The following is a 16,267-nucleotide window of genomic DNA, read 5'->3' as shown; positions in this document are numbered from 1 at the left end:
CGAGGCGCAGGGCAGTAGGCGCCCTTACCGGCCCCCCCGCGGCAACGCGCAGCGTTGTGGTGGGGATTTACGCCGCATCCTCGCGCCGGTCGCGGGCCTTCACATAGGCGACGGCCGCATGTTCCTGGCAGTAGGGCTTGCCGGTCAGCGCATCGCCCGAGCAGAAGCGGAATTCGGGCGTGCCCGGCTCGCCGAGCGGCCAGCAGCAGGTCCGCGCCGAGACACGCTGGAACGGGCGGACGACCGCGGCGGGCTGCGCCATGGGCTGGTCCAGGCGACGGAGCGGGGCACCATCGCGCACCGGCGGCGTGGCGCGGCGGGGCTGCGCGGCGGGACGCTCGCCGCCCTCGGCCTCGCGGCGGATCGGGCTGGGGCGCGCGTCGAGGTTGAGGCGGTGGGCCTTGCCAACGACAGCATTCTTGGAGATGCCCATCCTTCGGCCGATTTCGGCGGTGGAATGGCCTTCCGCCCAGAAGGCCCGGAGTTGGTCGATAGCCTCTGCCGTCCACTCCATGTGGTTCTCCCCTGCCTTGGCCTACCAGATATTGTCGCCTACTAGATACGGTAGGATATCGCGCAAGGGCACCACAAGTTCTGGCAGATCGTCGCGCCTGTGAATCCTGGGGAAAAGCACTGTTTTCGCCTCAACCAGCGAGCGCATGCCACAGCAGGGGCAGCAGGAGGGCGCTGGCGAGGGCGTTCAACCCCATCGCCAGGCCGCTGAAGGCGCCCGCCGCGGCGCTGACCGAAAGTGCGCGGGCGGTCCCGATGCCATGCGATGCAGTCCCCATGGCGAGTCCCCTCGCCCGCATATCCTCGACTCGCGCCAGATTCAGGACCAAGGGGCCGAGCGCCGCACCGGTGATGCCGCTGGCGATGACGAGGGCGGCCGTCAGCGAGGGCAGGCCGCCGATCCGCTCGGCGATGCCCATGGCGACCGGCGTGGTGACGGAGCGCGGGGCGAGCGAGGCGACGACCTCCGGCGCAGCACCCAGGGCGAGCGCGATGGCGACGCCGACCGCCGCGGCGAAGAGGCCGCCGGTGACGACGGAGAGGGCGGCGAGCAGCGCGGAGCGGCGCACCGCCTCCCATTGCCGGTGCAGCGGTACAGCCAGCGCGACGGTGGCCGGGCCGAGGAGGAAGTGGACGAACTGCGCGCCCTCGAAATAGCTGCGGTAGTCGATGCCGCTCAGCAGCAGCCCGGCGGCCAGGATCAGCACGGCGAAGAGCACGGGATTGGCCAGCGGGTGCCGTCGGCAAAGACGTTGCAGCCGGAGCGCGCCGAGCCAGGCGAGCAGCGTGGCGGCCAGGGCGGCCAGCGGCTCCCGCGCCAGGTAGACCCAGATCTCGCCGAGTTCGCTCATCGGCCGCGCAGCAGCCTCTGCGCGAGGCGGCCGGTGAAGGCGATGGCGGCCAGCGTCCCGGCCAGGACGCTGAGGGAAAGCGGCGCCCAGTCCCGCGCCAGCACCGGCAGGTAGAGCATCACCCCGACGCCGGCCGGGACGAAGAGCAGGCCGAGATTGCCGAGCAACGCATCGGCCGTGGCGTGCAGGGCGGGCGGCGCCTCGCGGCCGCGCAGGAGCAGGCCCGTGAAGAGCAGCGCCATGCCGATCACCGGGCCGGGGACGGGAAGGTGCAGCGCGCGGGCGAGGACCTCGCCGGCGAGCTGGCATGAGAGCAACGTGGTGAGGGCGCCGATCATGCGCGGCGCCCTTCCTTCGGCAGCAGGGTCATGGCGACGGGCCTCCTTCCCACCGCCATGATCCGCCCTGGCCTATTGAAGGTCCACCGTCACCAGATCCTGGAACCAGGACTGTGCGGAGGTGAACCCGCGCACGCGACGAGACATCGCCCGCGGGTTGAGGTCGTGGACGATGTAGAGCCAGGGCGGGTTGTCCACCAACCGCTCATGCGCCTTCGCATAGGCGGCGTCGTAGGCCGCCGGGTCGCGGGCATTCTCGAGGGCGGCGAAGGCCTCCTCGAACTGAGGGTCGTTCCACTGGCCCCAGTTGAAGCCGTTCGGCGGGGCGAAGGCCTGCAGGAAGTAGCGCGCCGCGACCGCCGGGTCGGAGGAAGGCGAGGAGGGATTGACCGAGGTGGAGCCGTTCAGAATCGGCGCGTCGGGCGCCTGGCGCACCGCGGTCAGCAGCGTGTTCCACTCCGTCACCTCAAAGGAAACCTCGACGCCGCAGGCCTCCTTCAAGGCCTGCTGCATGTACTCGTTCATCGGCAGCGGCAGCATCTGGCCGGAGCCGCTGGCCGAGATCATCACCTTGAAGCGCAGCGGGTTCTGCGCAGTGAAGCCCGCCGCCGCCAGCAGCGCCCTGCCCTTCGCCGGGTCGAAGCCGTAGCGATTCTGCGGCGTGCCGAAATGTGGGTCGGATGGCTTCAGCCAGCCGACCGAGGGCTCGGCGGTGCCGTTCAGCAATTCCACCAGCCCAGCGCGGTCGACGCAGTAATTGAGGCCCTGGCGGACGCGCACGTCGCGGAAGGGGGTGGTGCTGCCGCCCATCTGGAAGAACCACGGCCAGACATGCGGATAGCTGTTGGTAACGACCTGGAAGCCGGCCCCCTTCAGGCTCGGGATGGCATCCGGCGGCGGCACCTCGACCCAGTCGACCTGGCCGGAGCGCAGCGCGGCAAGGCGGCTGTTCGCCTCCGGGATGGGCAGCAGCAGCACGCGGTCTAGCTTCGGGACGCGGGCCTGGTCCCAGTACTCGGCGTTCTTCGACAGCTCCGCCGAGACGCGGGGGGTGAAGCGGGAGAGGCGGAAGGGCCCGGTGCCGGCGGGCGGCAGCGCCGCGACCTTGGCCCAGTCGCGGCCGCCCTGCTCGAAGCTCTGCGGGCTCGTCATCAGGATGTAGACCGCCATGTAGGGGAAGTAGCTGGCGACCCGGGTGGTGGTGATCGAGACGGTGAAGTCGTCGATCTTGCGGTAGCTGGCGAGGATCGGGATGCGGGCGCGGGCGATGCCGCTGCCGGCTGCGTCGAATTGCGGGCTGTCGTTCTTCCAGAAGCGGTCGAGCGTCCAGATCACGCTGTCGGCGGTGAAGGGCGCACCGTCATGGAACTTCACCCCGCGGCGGAGGTGGAAGACCCAGGTCTTCGGGTCGGCCGGGTCCTGCTCGTAGCGCTCGGCGAGGCCGGGGCGGAGCGTCGCCGGCCGGTCGCCGCGGGAAAGGTCCCAGAGGACCAGCCCCTCGAAAGCCGGGTAGCCAAGGAAGCGAACGCCCTCGAAGCCGTTGTTCGGCGCGCCGGTGGTGGTTGGCACGTCGGCGGCGGTCATGGCGATGCGCAGCACCTTCGGCTGCTGCGCATCGCCCGGCGAGGCGCCGAGCAGGCCGGCAAGGGCGAGCGCCCCGATCAGTCCCAGCCTCTTCATGCCCAGTCTCTTCATGCCCAGTCTCGTCATCACTGGTCCCATCCCCGGATTGGTTCGGGACCGGCAATGCAAGCGGCGTGCAAGCGGGGGGGCCGGCCGCCGCCGCGGATCCTGCCTAAATCCGCGGCAGCGGACGCGTCACTGCACGTCCACCCGCGTCAAATCCTGGTACCAGGACTGGGCGGAGGTGAAACCGCGCACGCGCCGAGTCATGGCCCGCGGGTTGAGGTCGTGGACGATGTAGAGCCAGGGGGCGCCGTCCACGAGGCGCTCGTGGGCCTTCCGCAAAGCGGCGCGGATGCGCTCCGGGTCACGCTCGGTCTCCACCGCGGCGAAGGCGGCGTCGAATTCGGCGTCGCGCCAGTGCCCGGCATTGGAGCCGACCGGCGTCGCGTTGGAGGAAAGGAACCAGCGCGCCATCTGCGAGGCGTCGGAGGAGACGAGGCTGATGTTCAGCGCATCGGCGCCGAGCCATTGCGGCGCGCCGGGCTCGGCCCGCAGCCCGGCCAGCAGCGTGTTCCACTCGACCACCTGGAAAGCGACCTCGACGCCGCAATTCTCTTTCAGCGACTGCTGCATGTACTCGTTCATCGGCAGCGGCAGCATCTGGCCGGAGCCGCTGGTGGAGATGCCGACGGTGAGCTTCAGCGGCCGCTGCTGCCCGTAGCCGGCCTCGGCGAGCAGCGCCTTGCCGCGGGCGGCATCCAGCCGGTAGCGGTTCTGCGGCTGACCGAAGAGCGGGTCGTTCCCCTTGTAGAAGCCGATCGAGGGCTCGGCCGTGCCGTTCAGCAGGGTGGTCATGCCGTCGCGGTCGAAGCAGTAGTTGAGCGCCTGCCGGACGCGCACGTCGGCGGTCGGGCTGCCCGGCTTGCCGGCGGCGAAGATCCAGGGCCAGACATGCGGGTAGGAGTTCATGATGACCTGGAAACCACCTTGCCGCAGCGAGGGAATGGCATCCGGCGGCGGCACCTCGATCCAGTCGACCTGCCCAGAGCGCAGCGCGGCGAGGCGGGTATTCGCCTCCGGCATGGGCAGCAGGAGGATGCGGTCGAGCTTCGGCCGGCGCTCCGGGTTCCAGTAGGCGTCGTTGCGCGAGATTTCGGCCGACTGGCGCGGGACGAAGCGGCTGATGCGGAAGGGCCCGGTGCCGGCGGCGCCGGCGGTCGCCACCTTCGACCAGTCGCGGCCATTCGCCTCCCAGCTCTGGGGCGAGGTGAAGAGGATCCAGGTGAGGAGGTAGGGCAGGTAGGAGACGGGGCGCGAGGTTTCGAGCTCGACCGTGCCGTCGTCGATCCTGCGGTAGCCCGTCATGATGGAAACGCGGCCACGGGCGAGCGCGGCGCCGGCCGCATCGAATTGCGGGCTGTCGTTGCGGTAGAAGCGGTCGAGGTTCCAGATCACCGCATCGGCGTTGAAGGCGCTGCCATCATGGAAGCTGACGCCCTGGCGCAGGGTGAAGCGCCATTTGCGCGGATCGGCGGCATCCTGCTCCCAGGCGGTGGCGAGGCCGGGGCGGATATCGGCGGGCTTGTCGGCGCTGGTGAGGTCCCAGTCGACCAGCGGCTCGAAGACCGGGAAGCCGAGGAAGCGCATGCCCTCCGAGCCGTTGTTCGGCATGCCGGAGGTTGTCGGCACGTCGGAGGCGGTCATGGCGATGCGCAGCACCTTCTGCTGCGCGGCGGGCTGCTGCGCGGCGGCGGGAAGCGGCAGGGCGAGGGCGGCCCCCAGGGCAAGGGGGATGGCGAGGCGGGTGGCGAGGCGCATGGCGGGCTACTCCGATGGATGCCTGCCCTGGCCTTGCAAGGATCGTGCTCAGCGCGGCCGCTGCAGCAGCTCGACCATCACCCCCTCCGGGCCGCGGATGAAGGCGAGGCGGAAGGCGCCGGCCGCGAGCGGGCCGATGGCGATGTCGGCGCCGAGGCTTTCCAAGTGGGCGCAGGCGGCATCCACGTCATCAACGCCGAGGCCGATATGCTCGAGCCCGAGATGCGGGAAGCCGGGGGCGGGTTCGGCCGGGAAGTCCGGGTTGGAGGGGGCGATCAGCAGGAGCTGGCCGTCGAGGGTCACCTCGTAGCGGCCGTCGCGGCCTTCCGGGTGCGCCTCGGCGCCGAAGAGGTCGGTGAAGAAGCGGGCCATCGCCGCCGGGTCGCGGGCGCGGAGATGGATGTGGTCGTAGCGGAAGCGGGGTGTGGTCATGCGGGGAAGCATAGCGCCCCCTCGCCTTCCCCGCGCGCCGGTGCTACCCCGCGCGGCATGAACCGTCCCTCTGGTCGCGCGGCCGATGCGCTGCGCAGCGTCACCCTCGAGCCCAATGTCGCCCGTCATGCGGAGGGCTCCTGCCGCATCCGCATGGGCAATACCGAGGTGCTCTGCACCGCGAGCGTCGAGAGCCGGGTGCCGCCCTTCCTGCGCGGCACCGGCCAGGGCTGGGTGACGGCGGAATACGGCATGCTGCCGCGGGCGACCCATACCCGCTCCGACCGCGAGGCGGCGCGGGGCAAGCAGTCCGGCCGGACGCAGGAGATCCAGCGGCTGATCGGGCGCTCGCTGCGGGCGGTGACCGACCTCAAGGCGATGGGCGAGATGTCCATCACCGTCGATTGCGACGTGCTGACGGCCGATGGCGGCACCCGCTGCGCCAGCATCACCGGCGGCTGGGTCGCGCTGCATCTCGCCTTCCGCCACTGCATGAAGATGAATGTCATCGGCACCGTGCCGCTGCGCGACCAGGTGGCGGCGGTGTCCTGCGGCATCTGGCAGGGCGCGCCGGTGCTCGACCTCGACTATGACGAGGACAGCAAGGCGCAGACGGATGCCAATTTCGTCCTCACCGGCAAGGGCGGCATGGTCGAGGTGCAGGGCACGGCCGAGGGCGAGCCCTTTTCCGAGGCGGAGCTGCTGGCGCTGCTGAAGCTGGCGCGGCAGGGGACGGACGAGTTGTTCCGGCGGCAGCGGGCGGCCGTCGGCATTGGCTAGGCGTCTCGAGCGCGGGCGGCTCGTGATCGCCACCCATAACGAGGGGAAGCGGCGCGAGGTCGCCGAGTTGCTGGCGCCCTACGGCATGGATGTCGTGGCGGCCGGGGCGCTTGGGCTGCCGGTGCCGGAGGAGACCGAGGACAGCTTCCTCGGCAACGCGCGCATCAAGGCGCTGGCGGCGGCTCGGGCGACGGGGCTGCCGGCCTTGGCGGACGACAGCGGCTTCTCCGTCGCCGCGCTCGGCGGCGATCCGGGGGTGAGGACGGCGGACTGGGCCGAGTTGCCGGATGGCGGGCGGGACTATGCCATGGCGATGGCGAAGGTCGCCGCGCTGGCCGCGCGCTTCCCCGACCGCCATGCCTGGTTCTCCTGCGCCCTGGTCCTGGCCTGGCCGGATGGGCATAGCGAGGGCTTCCTCGGCGAGGCGCATGGCGCCTGGGTGCATCCGCCGCGTGGCGAGCGGGGCTTCGGCTACGACCCGATGTTCCTCCCCGAAGGCGGCAGCGAGACATTCGGCGAGATGGAGCCGGCGGCGAAGCATGCCATCAGCCACCGGGCGCGGGCCTTCGCGCTGCTGCGGGAGGCCTGCCTCACCGCTTAGGCCTACCCGGCGATCCGGATGGCTCCATGCTTCAGCGCATCGGCAGGGCGTAGACGAGGCCGCCCTGGGTCCAGAGCCGATTCGGCCCGCGCGGCAGGTCGATATTCGTCTCGGGACCGAAGGAGCGGTCGTAGAGCTCGCCGTAATTCCCCAAGGCGCGGACGACGTTGTAGGCCCAGTTGCGGTCGAGCTTCAGCGCCTCGCCGAGCTCGGGCGTGACGCCGAGCAGGCGGCGGGTGTTGGGGCTCGGGCTGGTGCGGCGCATCTCCTCGGCATTGGCCTGGGTGACGCCCTGCTCCTCGGCCTCGATCAGCGCGGTCGTGTACCAGCGCACAACGTCGAACCATTGCTGGTCGTCGCGGCGGATATAGGCGCCGTAGGGCTCCTTGCTGAAGCGCTCGGGCAGGATGGTCCAGTCGGCGGGCTTCGCCATGGTGGAGCGGACGCCGGCGAGCTGCGAGGCGTCGGTGCCGAAGCTGTCGCAGCGGCCGGCCTGGAGCGCCGCCGTCGCCTGGTCGGTGCGCTCGAAAAGCAGCGGGCGGAAAGGCGTGTTGATGCTGCGGAAGTAGTCGGCCGTGACCTGCTCGTTGGTCGTGCCCTGGACCAGGCAGATGGTGGCGTCGCGCATCTCGGCCACCTTCTGCACCGAGTTGGCGCGGACGATGAAGCCGTGGCCGTCATAGAAATAGGTGACGACATGGCGGAGGCCGAGCGTCACGTCGCGCAGCATGGTCTGGGTGCTGGTGCGGAACAGCACATCGACCTCGCCGGCGCCGAGCGCAGTGAAGCGCGTCGAGGAGGAGAGCGGGACGAAGCGGACCTTGTTGACGTCGTTGAAGATGGCGACGGCGAGGCCGCGGCAGAGGTCGACATCCATGCCCTGCCACACGCCGCGGCTGTCCGGAAGGCCGAAGCCGGCGACGCCGGTGCCGATGCCGCAGACAAGCTGGCCGCGGGCCTTGATCGCCTCCAGCGTCTGCTGGGCGCGGGCGGTGGCGGGGCCGAGGAGCGCGCAAGCGAATGCGGTCGCGGCGACGATGCCTCGTGTCAGCATGTTGGTTGGCCTGCCCTGTTTGAAGCTGACGCGATGCTCGCGGGCGCGGCTTCGCCCTGTCAACGCGAAGCAGCGGGCGATTTAGGGCGCTGAGACCGGATTTGCCTCATTTGCGGGCAGGATCCGCCCATCTTCCATCGCGACGATGCGGTCCGCGATGTCGAGGATGCGCGGATCGTGCGTCACCATCAGGATCGGCACGCCGCGGCGGCGAGCAAGGTCGCGCAGCAGGCGGACCACATCGCCACCCGATTGCCGGTCGAGCGCCGCGGTCGGTTCGTCGGCGAGGATGAGGCCGGGCTGCCCGGCGAGCGCGCGGGCGACGGCGACGCGCTGGCGCTGGCCGCCGGAGAGCTGGTCCGGCCGGCTTTCGCATTTGTCGGCGAGGCCGACGGCGGCGAGCATCTCCCCGGCGCGGGCGAGGCGGTCGCGCTCGGTGGTGGCGGGGTCGAGCTCAAGCGCCATCGCCACGTTCTGCCGGGCGGTGAGGAAGCCGAGCAGGTTGTGCTGCTGGAAGATGAAGCCGATGCGGCGCCGCAGCGCGGTGCGCTCGCGCTCCGAGGCGCCGGCGAGCTGCTGGCCGAGCACGGTGGCGCTGCCCTGCTGGAGGGCGCGGAGCGCACCGATCAGCGTCAGCAGCGTGGTCTTGCCGCTGCCGGAGGGGCCGGTCAGCAGCATCACCTCGCCGGGCGCGACGCTGAGATCGACATCGCGCAGGACGGGGCGGGCGAGGTCGCCGGTGCCGTAGGCATAGGTGACGCCGCGGAGGGCGACCGGCGGCGCTGCCATCAGAACATGTCGGCCGGGTTGGCGTCGCGGAGCTTGCGCATCGCCAGCAGGCCGGCCGCCCCGCACATGGTGAAGATCATGGCGAAGACGCTGAGCGCGCGCGAGAGGTCCATCTCGAGCGGCAGGAAGGTCCCCCTCCCCACCACGTCGTAGAGCAGCGTGGACAGCGCGAGGCCGGGGAGGAAGCCGAGCACGGCGAGGATCAGCGCCGCCGAGAGCACGGAGCGGCGGAGGAAGCCGTTGGAATAGCCGATGGCCTTCAGCGTGGCGTATTCGCGCAGGTGGCTGGCGATGTCGCTGAAAAGAATCTGGTAGACGATCACCATGCCGACGACGAGGCCCATCAGGCTGCCGAAGGCGAAGATGAAGCCGATCGGCGTCGCCGTCTCCCAGTAGTTGCGCTCATGGGCAACGAGCTCGGGCTGGCTCATCACCATGACATCGGCGGGGAGCAGGGCGCGGAGGCGGGCGACGGCGGCCTCGCGGTCGGCGCCGGGGCGGAGCTTGATGGCGACGAGGTCGACCTGGCTGGCCAGGCGCTCCTTCATGATGCGGCGGAAATTCACCTCCGACATGACGACATTGCCGTCGGCGCCGAAGGAGGGGCCGATCTCGACCAGTCCCGCGACCTCCATCTGCCGGTTGCCCACCTGCACCCGGAAGGGGCCGCGCTCCGCCAGTAGGCGGGGGACGGGGCCGAATTCGGGGCGGGAGCGGCGGTCGAAGGCCATGGTGTCGGGGCGCTTCAGCGTCTCGATCAGCGGGGCGAGGCCCGGGAAGTCCATCACCCCGGACTCCGTATCGAAGCCGACGAGCTGGACGGGGCGGCGGGTACCGTTCTCCGGGTTCCGCCAGGTGGCCTGGGCCAGGTAGACGGGGACGGCGGCCTGCACCTCGGGCAGCGCCATGGCCTGGCTGGCGCGGATGCGGGGCAGCATCTCCGGCTTGAAGCTCACCGTGGTCAGCGGGTGCATCAGGAAGATGTCGGCGCGCATGGCCGAGAGCAGGGCGGTGGCGCTGTCGAAGAGCGCGGAGCGGAAGCCAAGCTGCATGAAGACCAGCACGCAGGCGAAGAGCACGCCGGCGATGGCCGAGGCGAGGCGGGCGCGCTCCGCCCGGAGCTGGCGCCAGGCGAGGCGGAGGGGGAGCCAGAGCGCACCAAGGACGGGCGTGGCACGTGGCGGCGGCGGGGGCGCGGCCGTCGTGGTATCGCCGGTGAGTTCGGGGGCCCAGGGCAGCAGGGCGGCGTCGGCGGCCGGCGCAGCGCGGGGGACGGCATTCATGGCTGGATCGAGACCTGCACCTGCATCCCGGCGCGGCGCTCCAGCGCGGCGCGGCCCTCGGGCGAGAGGGTGAGGCGGACTTCGACCGTGCGGGCATCGACGGCGGCCACCGGGTCCGTCCCAGCCTGGGTGGTGCGGCGAACCAGCCAGCCGATCTCGCGCAGCTCCGCCGGGTAGCGCCGTGGGTCGCCGGGGACGATGACCTCGGCCGGGGCGCCCTGGCGGAGGCGGGGGACATCCGTCTCGTAGACATCGGCAACGACGTCGAGGCGGGTGAGGTCGGCCATGTCGAGCAGCCCGTCGCTGCCGACCTGGTCGCCGGGGCGGGCATAGATCTTGAGGATGGTGCCGGCGATGGGGGCCGTCACGCGGGAGAGAGTCGCATCGGCCCGGGCCTTGGCGAGGACGGCCTCGGCGGCGGCGAGCTCGGCCTCGGCGACGGCCAGATCCTCGGGACGGGGCACCAGCAGGCGTTGCAGCGTGGCCTCGGCCTCGGCGCGCTCGGCGGCGGTGCGGGCCGCGGCGAAGCGGGCACGCTCGGCAGGCGCCACGCCGCCGGCGCCCGAGGGAACCAGCGCCTCGGCCCGCTCGGCATCGCGGCGGGCGCTCGATTCGGCGAAGCGGAGGGCGTCGATCCTGGCGCGCTGGGCGGCGATCTCCTCCGGCCGGCCGGCGGCGCGGATGCGGGCCAGCTCGGCGCGGGATTGGGCCAGCTGCGCCTCGGCCTGGGCGATGGCAGCCTCCTTCTGCGCCAGGTCGCCGAACTCGGCGATGAGCTGGCTGGCCTCGACCTGGTCTCCCTCGGTGACCAACAGCCGGTCGAGGCGGGTGACGGCCATGCCGCCCGGCGGGTTGAGGCGGCGGATGCGGCTGGCGGGCTCCACCCGGCCAAGGGCGCCGACGCCGGGCGGCGCCAGGGGCGCGGCCTCGGCGGACGCGATGGGGGCGGCCTCGCGGGCGGTGAAGCGGACCCAGGCGAGGCCGGCCCCGGTCAGGGCGACCAGCAGCAGGCCGAGCAGGGCCGCGCGGCGGTTCACTGCGAGGGCGCCTCCGCCTCGAGCAGGGCCTGGAATTCCGCCTCGTCCAGCACGTCGAAGGCGAGCAGCGCGCTGTCCGGCGAATCGCCGCGCAGGCAGTTGCCGATCAGGCCGAAGAAGCTGGGCATGACGGGGTGGTACTGCGTGCCGGCGGCGGCGCCGGCCGCCAGCATGGTGAGGAAGGCGCCGGCGAGCGCGGTGGACAGCCTCATGGCAGGGCCTCCTCGATTAGGCGCGAGAGGGTGGCGTGCATGGCATCCAGCTCCTCGGGCGACGGGGTGTAGGTGCCGAAGATACGAGCGACGAACAGCCCATCCCCCACGGCCATGACGACGCCGCCGATGCCGGGGGGCAAGCCGTCCTCAGCAACCTGCCGGCGCATGCCGGCGATGACGGCACGCACGGGGTCGAGCAGGGCCGGGTCGTGATGGAAGGTGGCGAGGAAGACGGCGGCGGCGCGGTCGCAGCGCTCGTTCATCGCTTCCGGCGTCTGGCCGAAGCCCCAGGCGAGCATGGCGCGGGCGACACGGCCTGGGCCTTCCGGCTGGGCGGCGACGCCGGCGGCGAAATCCTCCGCCATGAACTCGGCCATGCGGGCGATGAGGCCGGTAAGCAGCGCCTCCTTGGAGGCGAAATGGTAGAGCAGCCCGCCCTTCGAGACGCCGGCGAGGCGGGCAACGGCCTCGAGGGTGAGGCCGGCGACGCCCTTGGCGCGGACCAGCGATTCCGCCGCATCGAAGATACGGGTGCGGGCATCGACCGGCATTGGGTGAATCGAGCCATCCATCATGGTGACAACACTATACCGGCTGGACGGTTCGTCAAGCAAACCGTCCAGCCGGTACAGTCACACCGCCGTCAGGCCGGCCAGCGGCGGTGCAGCCAGAGCCATTCGGCCGGGCGCTCGGTGATCCAGGCGGAAAGCCGGTCGTTGACCGCCGTGGTCAGTGCCAGGATCTGCGCCTGGCGGTCCTCGCCCGGCGGCACCGGCAGGGGCGGCTCCACCACCAGGCGGAAGCGGCAGGGGCCGAGACGCTCGACATGGCCGGGGATGATCGGGCAGCCGAAGCGCAAGGCCAGTTGCGCCGGCGCCGGGGCGGTCATCGCCGGCAGGCCGAGCAGCGGGACGGCGATGCCGTCGTTCAGCTTCTGGTCGGCGAGCATGCCGAGGACGCCGCCCCCCGACAGGTAGCGCAGCGCGGCGCGGGCGCCGGCAGAGCCCTTCGGGAAGAGCGGCAGCGGGTCGCCGGCCACGGCCTCGGCGCGGCAGGCGGCAATGAGGGCATCGACCTCCGCATTGTCGGCGGCGCGGTACACGCTGCCCATGCGGATGCCCATGGTGGCGAGCGCGGGGGGCAGCACCTCCCAATTGCCGATATGGCCGGAGACGAGGATGGCCGGGCCGCCGCGCTCGGCGATGGGCTCCAGGTACTCCCTCCCTTCCATCTCCCACTCGAGCGCCGGCAGATGCGCCAGCTCGGCGGCGGTACGGCCGAGATTGTCCCACATGGCGCGCACCACGCGGTCGCGCTCGGCGGCGGCGAGGCCCGGCAGGGCGCGGGTCAGGTTGCGGCGGGCGGTGCGGGTGACGGGCAGCAGCGGGCCGATGCTGCGCGCCAGCCAGCCGCCGAAGTCGGAGGCGCGGCGGGGGCCGAGCCGGCGCGAAAGGCCGAGCAGCAGCCGGGCGGCTGCGGTTTCGAGCCGATGCTGGAAGCGCGCCATGTCAGGCCGGGATCGGCACCCGCTGGGCGAGCGGGTCGAGCAGCGCCTCGATCGCTGCCGTGTCCTCCCATTCCAGGCCGATGTTCACCACCGTCACCCGGCTGCGGAAGGCGGCCGGGATGCGCACGAAGTCCTTTCGGGTGGTGACGGGGATGGCGCGCAGCCTGTCAGCTTCGGCCAGGATCTCGCGCATGTCGCCCTCGTCGAAGGGGTAGTGGTCGGCGAAGGGCGCGCGGCCGGCGACGACGGCGCCGACCTCGGCCAGGGTGGCGAAGAATTTCCGCGGGTTGCCGATGCCGCAGAAGGCATGGACCGGCTGGCCGGCGAGCATCGATGCCTCGGGCGCGGGGCGCTGGTGGGCGCGGAGGATGCGGGTGCCGGGTGGGAGCAGGCTCTCCGCACCGGCCTCGTCCTCGCCGATAATGATGGCGGCGCGGCAGCGGGCGGCGGCGGCGGCGACCGGCTCGCGCAGCGGCCCGGAGGGGATGATGCGGTTGTTGCCGAAGCCGAAATTGCCGTCGACGATAAGGAAGGAAAGGTCCTTCTCCAGCGTCGGGTTCTGCAGCCCGTCATCGAGGATGATGGCCTGGGCGCCGGCAGCAATGGCGGCACGGGCGCCAGCGGCGCGGTCGGCCGAGATCCAGGCCGGGCGGTCGGCGGCGAGCAACAGGGCCTCGTCGCCGACCGCCTGGCTGTCATGGATGGCGGGGTCGACGCGGACGGGGCCGCGCAGCTTGCCGCCATAGCCGCGGAGGAGGAAATGCACGGCGATGCCGCGATTGGCCAGGCGCTGGCCGAGATCGAGCGAAACGGTGGTCTTGCCGGCGCCGCCCGCGGTGGCGTTGCCGCAGCAGATCACCGGCACCGGGGCCTGCCAGCCGGGCTTCGCCATACGCCGCGCCGTTGCCGCGCCGTAGAGGGAGGCAATGGGGGAAAGCAGCAGCGGCAACAGGCCGGAGCCGTCGCCGCCCCAGAAATCCGGGGCGCGCATCAGGCGGTCGTCATCGCGTCACTGGGCATCGGGCGTCGATCGGTCCTCATCCCCGGCGGCTGGCAGCAGGTGCAGCAGCGCCTCGGCCACCTGGTCCGGCAAGGTGGCGGCCGGCGCGATGGCGGCGGCGGCGGCCTTTGCCAGATTTCGGCCATGATCCGGGTTGGATAGCACGGCGCGGATGGCCGCGGCCAGCGCCCCCGGCTCAGGCGGGGTGACGAGGCGGGCGCCGCCGGCGGCCAGCAACCGCGCCGCAATATCGGTGAAATTGCCGGTGTGCGGGCCGAGCAGGATGGGGCAGCCGAGCCGGGCTGGCTCCAGCGGGTTCTGCCCGCCATGCGGCACGAGGGAGCCGCCGACCAGGGCGACATGGGCCAGGCGGTAGAAAAGGCCGAGTTCGCCCAGCGTGTCGGCGATGTAAAGCGCCGTCCCCGGCCCGGGGAGGGCGCCGGCGCTGCGGCGGATGGTTGGGAGGCTGCCGGCTTCGGCGGCGATGGCTGCGCCGCGCTCGGGGTGGCGAGGGACAAGGATGGTCAGCAGGCCTGGGAATTCGGCTGCGAGCTGGCCATGGGTGGCGATCAGCATCGCCTCCTCGCCCGGATGGGTGGCGGCGCCGAGCAGAACCGGGCGGGGGCCGATGGCATCCCGCAGCGCTGCGAGGGCGGTGGGGTCGGCCGGAAGCGGAGGCGCGGCCTCCTTCAGGTTGCCGGGGGCATGGACATCGCGGGCACCGAGGGCGGCGAAGCGGGCGGCGTCGGCCCCGCTTTGCGCCAGGATGAGGGTGAAGGCCGCCATCAGCTCCCGCCCCAGCGCCGGGGCGAGGCGCCAGCGGGCGGCGGAACGGGCGGAAAGACGGCCGTTGATCAGCACCAGCGGCAGGCGGCGGATGCGGGCGGCCCGGATCAGGTTCGGCCAAAGCTCCGATTCGACAAGGCCGGCCGCGTCGGGGCGCCAGGCGTCGAGGAAGCGGGCGACCCAGGCGGGGACGTCGAGCGGGACGAAGCGATGGATCACCTGCGGGCGAAGCGCGTCGGGCAGGCGGCGTTCGAGCAAGGCGGCGCTGGTGACGGTGCCGGTGGTCAGCAGCATGGTGAGGCCCGGGGCGCGGGCGGCGAGCGCATCCAGCACGGGCAGCAGCGAAAGCGTCTCGCCGATGCTGGCGGCGTGCAGCCAAAGCAGTGGTCCGGGCGGGCGAACGGCGGCGAGGCCGCGGCGCTCCGGCAGGCGGCCAGCGATCTCCTTGCCGCGGCGCCGGCGGAGGCGCAGCCAGAGCGGCAGCAGCGGGGAGGCGAGCGTCGCGCCGCATCGCCAGGCGAGGCCGGCAAGGCTCATCCTGCGGCGACCCAGGCATCGGCAGCGTCGCAGGCCGCGGTGAGCGCGGCCTCGATCGCCGGCAGGGCGGCGAGCGGGGCGGCACGCTCCACCGGGACGGGCGGGCCCATCACCAGCACGCCGCGGGCGAAGGGCAGCGGCAGCACCATCCGGTCCCAACTGCGCAGCAGGCGGGCGCGGCTGCTGCGGGCGGCGCAGGGCAGGACCGGGATGCCGGCGAGCGCCGCAAGCTGGGCGACGCCGGGGGCGGCGCGGCGGCGCGGGCCGCGGGGACCATCCGGGGTGATGACGACCATATCCCCCTGCCCCAGCACCCGCAGCAGCTGGCGCATGCCGGTGGCGCCGCCGCGCGAGGTGGAGGCATGCACCAGCTCCAGCCGGAAGCGCCTGACGATGTCGCCGATGAAGCGGCCGTCGCGGTGGCGGGAAACCAGTACATGGGCATGGACGGCGGCGAGGCGCGGCTCCGCGGCGCGGGCTCGCAGCCAGAGCATCGGCATCATCGGCAGCCGTTCATGCCAGAAGGCGGCGAGGATGGGGCGCCCCTCGGTGCCGAGAGCGGCGGCGAGGTGAGGTTCGCCCAGCAAGGTCCAACGCGTGGTGCGGAAGACCAGGGCCAGATAAAGACCGAGCGCCTTGGCGAAGGCCGCCTGGGTGGTGGGATGCCGGATCAGGCGGCGGAACATGGCGGGCGGGGCATGGGCCCGCCGCCCTAGCATGCCCCGTGCGGAGCCGGAATAGGGAGGGCGAGGCGCGCCTTCATGGCTGCGCCAGGAACGCCAGGAAAAATCCAGATCCCCCGAAGCCGCCAGGCGGTCTTGCGGAGCGGGTTAGGCGAAGACGCTCTTCCGGCGCAGCGCCAGCACGGCGGCGGCGAGGCCGCTGGCGAGGGAGACGAGGCCGAGCACGGGCGCGGCCAGCAACAGGATGGAGGCGGCTGCAGTGCCGAGGGCGAGGCCGACGGCGGCGAGGCCACCGACGGCGGCGAGGACGGCCAGGAAGCAGAGCGGGATCATAACGGGCCTCCGGCGAAGGGGACAAGGTCTGCCATGGTTATGCCATGATTTGGTCCCAGCCGGCCACAATTACGACTGCGCCGC

Annotated in this window: 19 protein-coding genes; 2 read left to right on the top strand and 17 right to left on the bottom strand. The window is 72.1% G+C overall.

What is annotated here, in order from left to right; genetic code table 11:
- Positions 1-67: 67 nt before the first annotated feature.
- The 6 genes from LH62_RS14665 to LH62_RS14640 form a co-directional block, all read right to left on the bottom strand.
- On the bottom strand, positions 68-514 hold the full coding sequence (locus LH62_RS14665) for a GcrA family cell cycle regulator (protein WP_043362429.1): 447 nt from the start codon (positions 512-514) through the stop codon (positions 68-70).
- 130 nt (positions 515-644) lie between these two features.
- The gene (locus tag LH62_RS14660) at positions 645-1,364 is read right to left on the bottom strand and encodes an LrgB family protein (RefSeq protein ID WP_043362427.1); all 720 of its coding nucleotides are present in this window, start codon (positions 1,362-1,364) and stop codon (positions 645-647) included.
- Positions 1,361-1,702 carry a CidA/LrgA family protein gene (locus tag LH62_RS14655; protein WP_043362425.1) on the bottom strand — a complete coding sequence of 114 codons (342 nt, stop codon included), beginning with the start codon at positions 1,700-1,702 and terminating at the stop codon, positions 1,361-1,363. The genes LH62_RS14660 and LH62_RS14655 overlap by 4 nt, the downstream gene beginning before the upstream one ends.
- A gap of 72 nt (positions 1,703-1,774) precedes the next feature.
- On the bottom strand, positions 1,775-3,382 hold the full coding sequence (locus LH62_RS14650) for an ABC transporter substrate-binding protein (RefSeq protein ID WP_043362423.1): 1,608 nt from the start codon (positions 3,380-3,382) through the stop codon (positions 1,775-1,777).
- Positions 3,383-3,520: 138 nt separating this feature from the next.
- Positions 3,521-5,146, bottom strand: a complete 1,626-nt coding sequence (locus LH62_RS14645) for an ABC transporter substrate-binding protein (protein ID WP_043362421.1) — start codon at positions 5,144-5,146, stop codon at positions 3,521-3,523.
- 48 nt (positions 5,147-5,194) lie between these two features.
- Positions 5,195-5,578, bottom strand: a complete 384-nt coding sequence (locus tag LH62_RS14640) for a VOC family protein (protein WP_160299839.1) — start codon at positions 5,576-5,578, stop codon at positions 5,195-5,197.
- A gap of 57 nt (positions 5,579-5,635) precedes the next feature.
- On the opposite strand from LH62_RS14640, the gene rph reads away from it, so the two are divergent.
- Entirely contained in the window at positions 5,636-6,358 is a 723-nt protein-coding gene (rph, locus tag LH62_RS14635) for a ribonuclease PH (protein ID WP_043362416.1), read from the top strand.
- Positions 6,351-6,959: a non-canonical purine NTP pyrophosphatase gene (locus LH62_RS14630; protein ID WP_043362413.1), complete on the top strand. Its 609-nt coding sequence runs from the start codon at positions 6,351-6,353 to the stop codon at positions 6,957-6,959. The genes rph and LH62_RS14630 overlap by 8 nt, the downstream gene beginning before the upstream one ends.
- 31 nt (positions 6,960-6,990) lie before the next feature.
- Here the strand turns inward: LH62_RS14630 and LH62_RS14625 are convergent, their stop codons facing one another.
- The 11 genes from LH62_RS14625 to LH62_RS14575 form a co-directional block, all read right to left on the bottom strand.
- A complete protein-coding gene (locus LH62_RS14625; RefSeq protein WP_052214502.1) occupies positions 6,991-8,013 on the bottom strand; it encodes an amino acid ABC transporter substrate-binding protein in 1,023 nt (340 codons plus the stop codon).
- Between the two features lie 81 nt (positions 8,014-8,094).
- Positions 8,095-8,802: an ATP-binding cassette domain-containing protein gene (locus LH62_RS14620; RefSeq protein ID WP_043362411.1), complete on the bottom strand. Its 708-nt coding sequence runs from the start codon at positions 8,800-8,802 to the stop codon at positions 8,095-8,097.
- Positions 8,802-10,085 carry an ABC transporter permease DevC gene (devC, locus tag LH62_RS14615; protein ID WP_082012581.1) on the bottom strand — a complete coding sequence of 428 codons (1,284 nt, stop codon included), beginning with the start codon at positions 10,083-10,085 and terminating at the stop codon, positions 8,802-8,804. The genes LH62_RS14620 and devC overlap by 1 nt, the downstream gene beginning before the upstream one ends.
- A complete protein-coding gene (locus tag LH62_RS14610) occupies positions 10,082-11,122 on the bottom strand; it encodes an HlyD family efflux transporter periplasmic adaptor subunit (protein WP_043362409.1) in 1,041 nt (346 codons plus the stop codon). The genes devC and LH62_RS14610 overlap by 4 nt, the downstream gene beginning before the upstream one ends.
- Entirely contained in the window at positions 11,119-11,334 is a 216-nt protein-coding gene (locus LH62_RS14605) for a hypothetical protein (protein WP_043362407.1), read from the bottom strand. Before LH62_RS14605 ends, LH62_RS14610 begins: the two co-directional genes overlap by 4 nt.
- Positions 11,331-11,888 carry a TetR/AcrR family transcriptional regulator gene (locus LH62_RS14600; RefSeq protein ID WP_043362405.1) on the bottom strand — a complete coding sequence of 186 codons (558 nt, stop codon included), beginning with the start codon at positions 11,886-11,888 and terminating at the stop codon, positions 11,331-11,333. Before LH62_RS14600 ends, LH62_RS14605 begins: the two co-directional genes overlap by 4 nt.
- A gap of 92 nt (positions 11,889-11,980) precedes the next feature.
- Positions 11,981-12,844 (bottom strand): lysophospholipid acyltransferase family protein, encoded by an 864-nt coding sequence (locus LH62_RS14595; protein ID WP_043362402.1) that lies wholly within the window; start codon positions 12,842-12,844, stop codon positions 11,981-11,983.
- A gap of 1 nt (position 12,845) precedes the next feature.
- On the bottom strand, positions 12,846-13,835 hold the full coding sequence (lpxK, locus tag LH62_RS14590) for a tetraacyldisaccharide 4'-kinase (RefSeq protein ID WP_043362400.1): 990 nt from the start codon (positions 13,833-13,835) through the stop codon (positions 12,846-12,848).
- 18 nt (positions 13,836-13,853) lie between these two features.
- The gene (locus LH62_RS14585) at positions 13,854-15,167 is read right to left on the bottom strand and encodes a 3-deoxy-D-manno-octulosonic acid transferase (RefSeq protein WP_052214500.1); all 1,314 of its coding nucleotides are present in this window, start codon (positions 15,165-15,167) and stop codon (positions 13,854-13,856) included.
- Positions 15,164-15,853, bottom strand: coding sequence for a lysophospholipid acyltransferase family protein (locus LH62_RS14580; RefSeq protein ID WP_043362397.1), 690 nt, complete (start codon positions 15,851-15,853; stop codon positions 15,164-15,166). Before LH62_RS14580 ends, LH62_RS14585 begins: the two co-directional genes overlap by 4 nt.
- A gap of 144 nt (positions 15,854-15,997) precedes the next feature.
- Positions 15,998-16,183 (bottom strand): hypothetical protein, encoded by a 186-nt coding sequence (locus LH62_RS14575; protein ID WP_043362395.1) that lies wholly within the window; start codon positions 16,181-16,183, stop codon positions 15,998-16,000.
- Between the last annotated feature and the right edge of the window lie 84 nt (positions 16,184-16,267).

The sequence above is a fragment of the Belnapia sp. F-4-1 genome, from assembly GCF_000802185.1.
GTDB lineage: Bacteria > Pseudomonadota > Alphaproteobacteria > Acetobacterales > Acetobacteraceae > Belnapia.
Note: the sequence above shows the minus strand (reverse complement) of the source record. Positions and strands in the feature narration are given on the sequence as shown.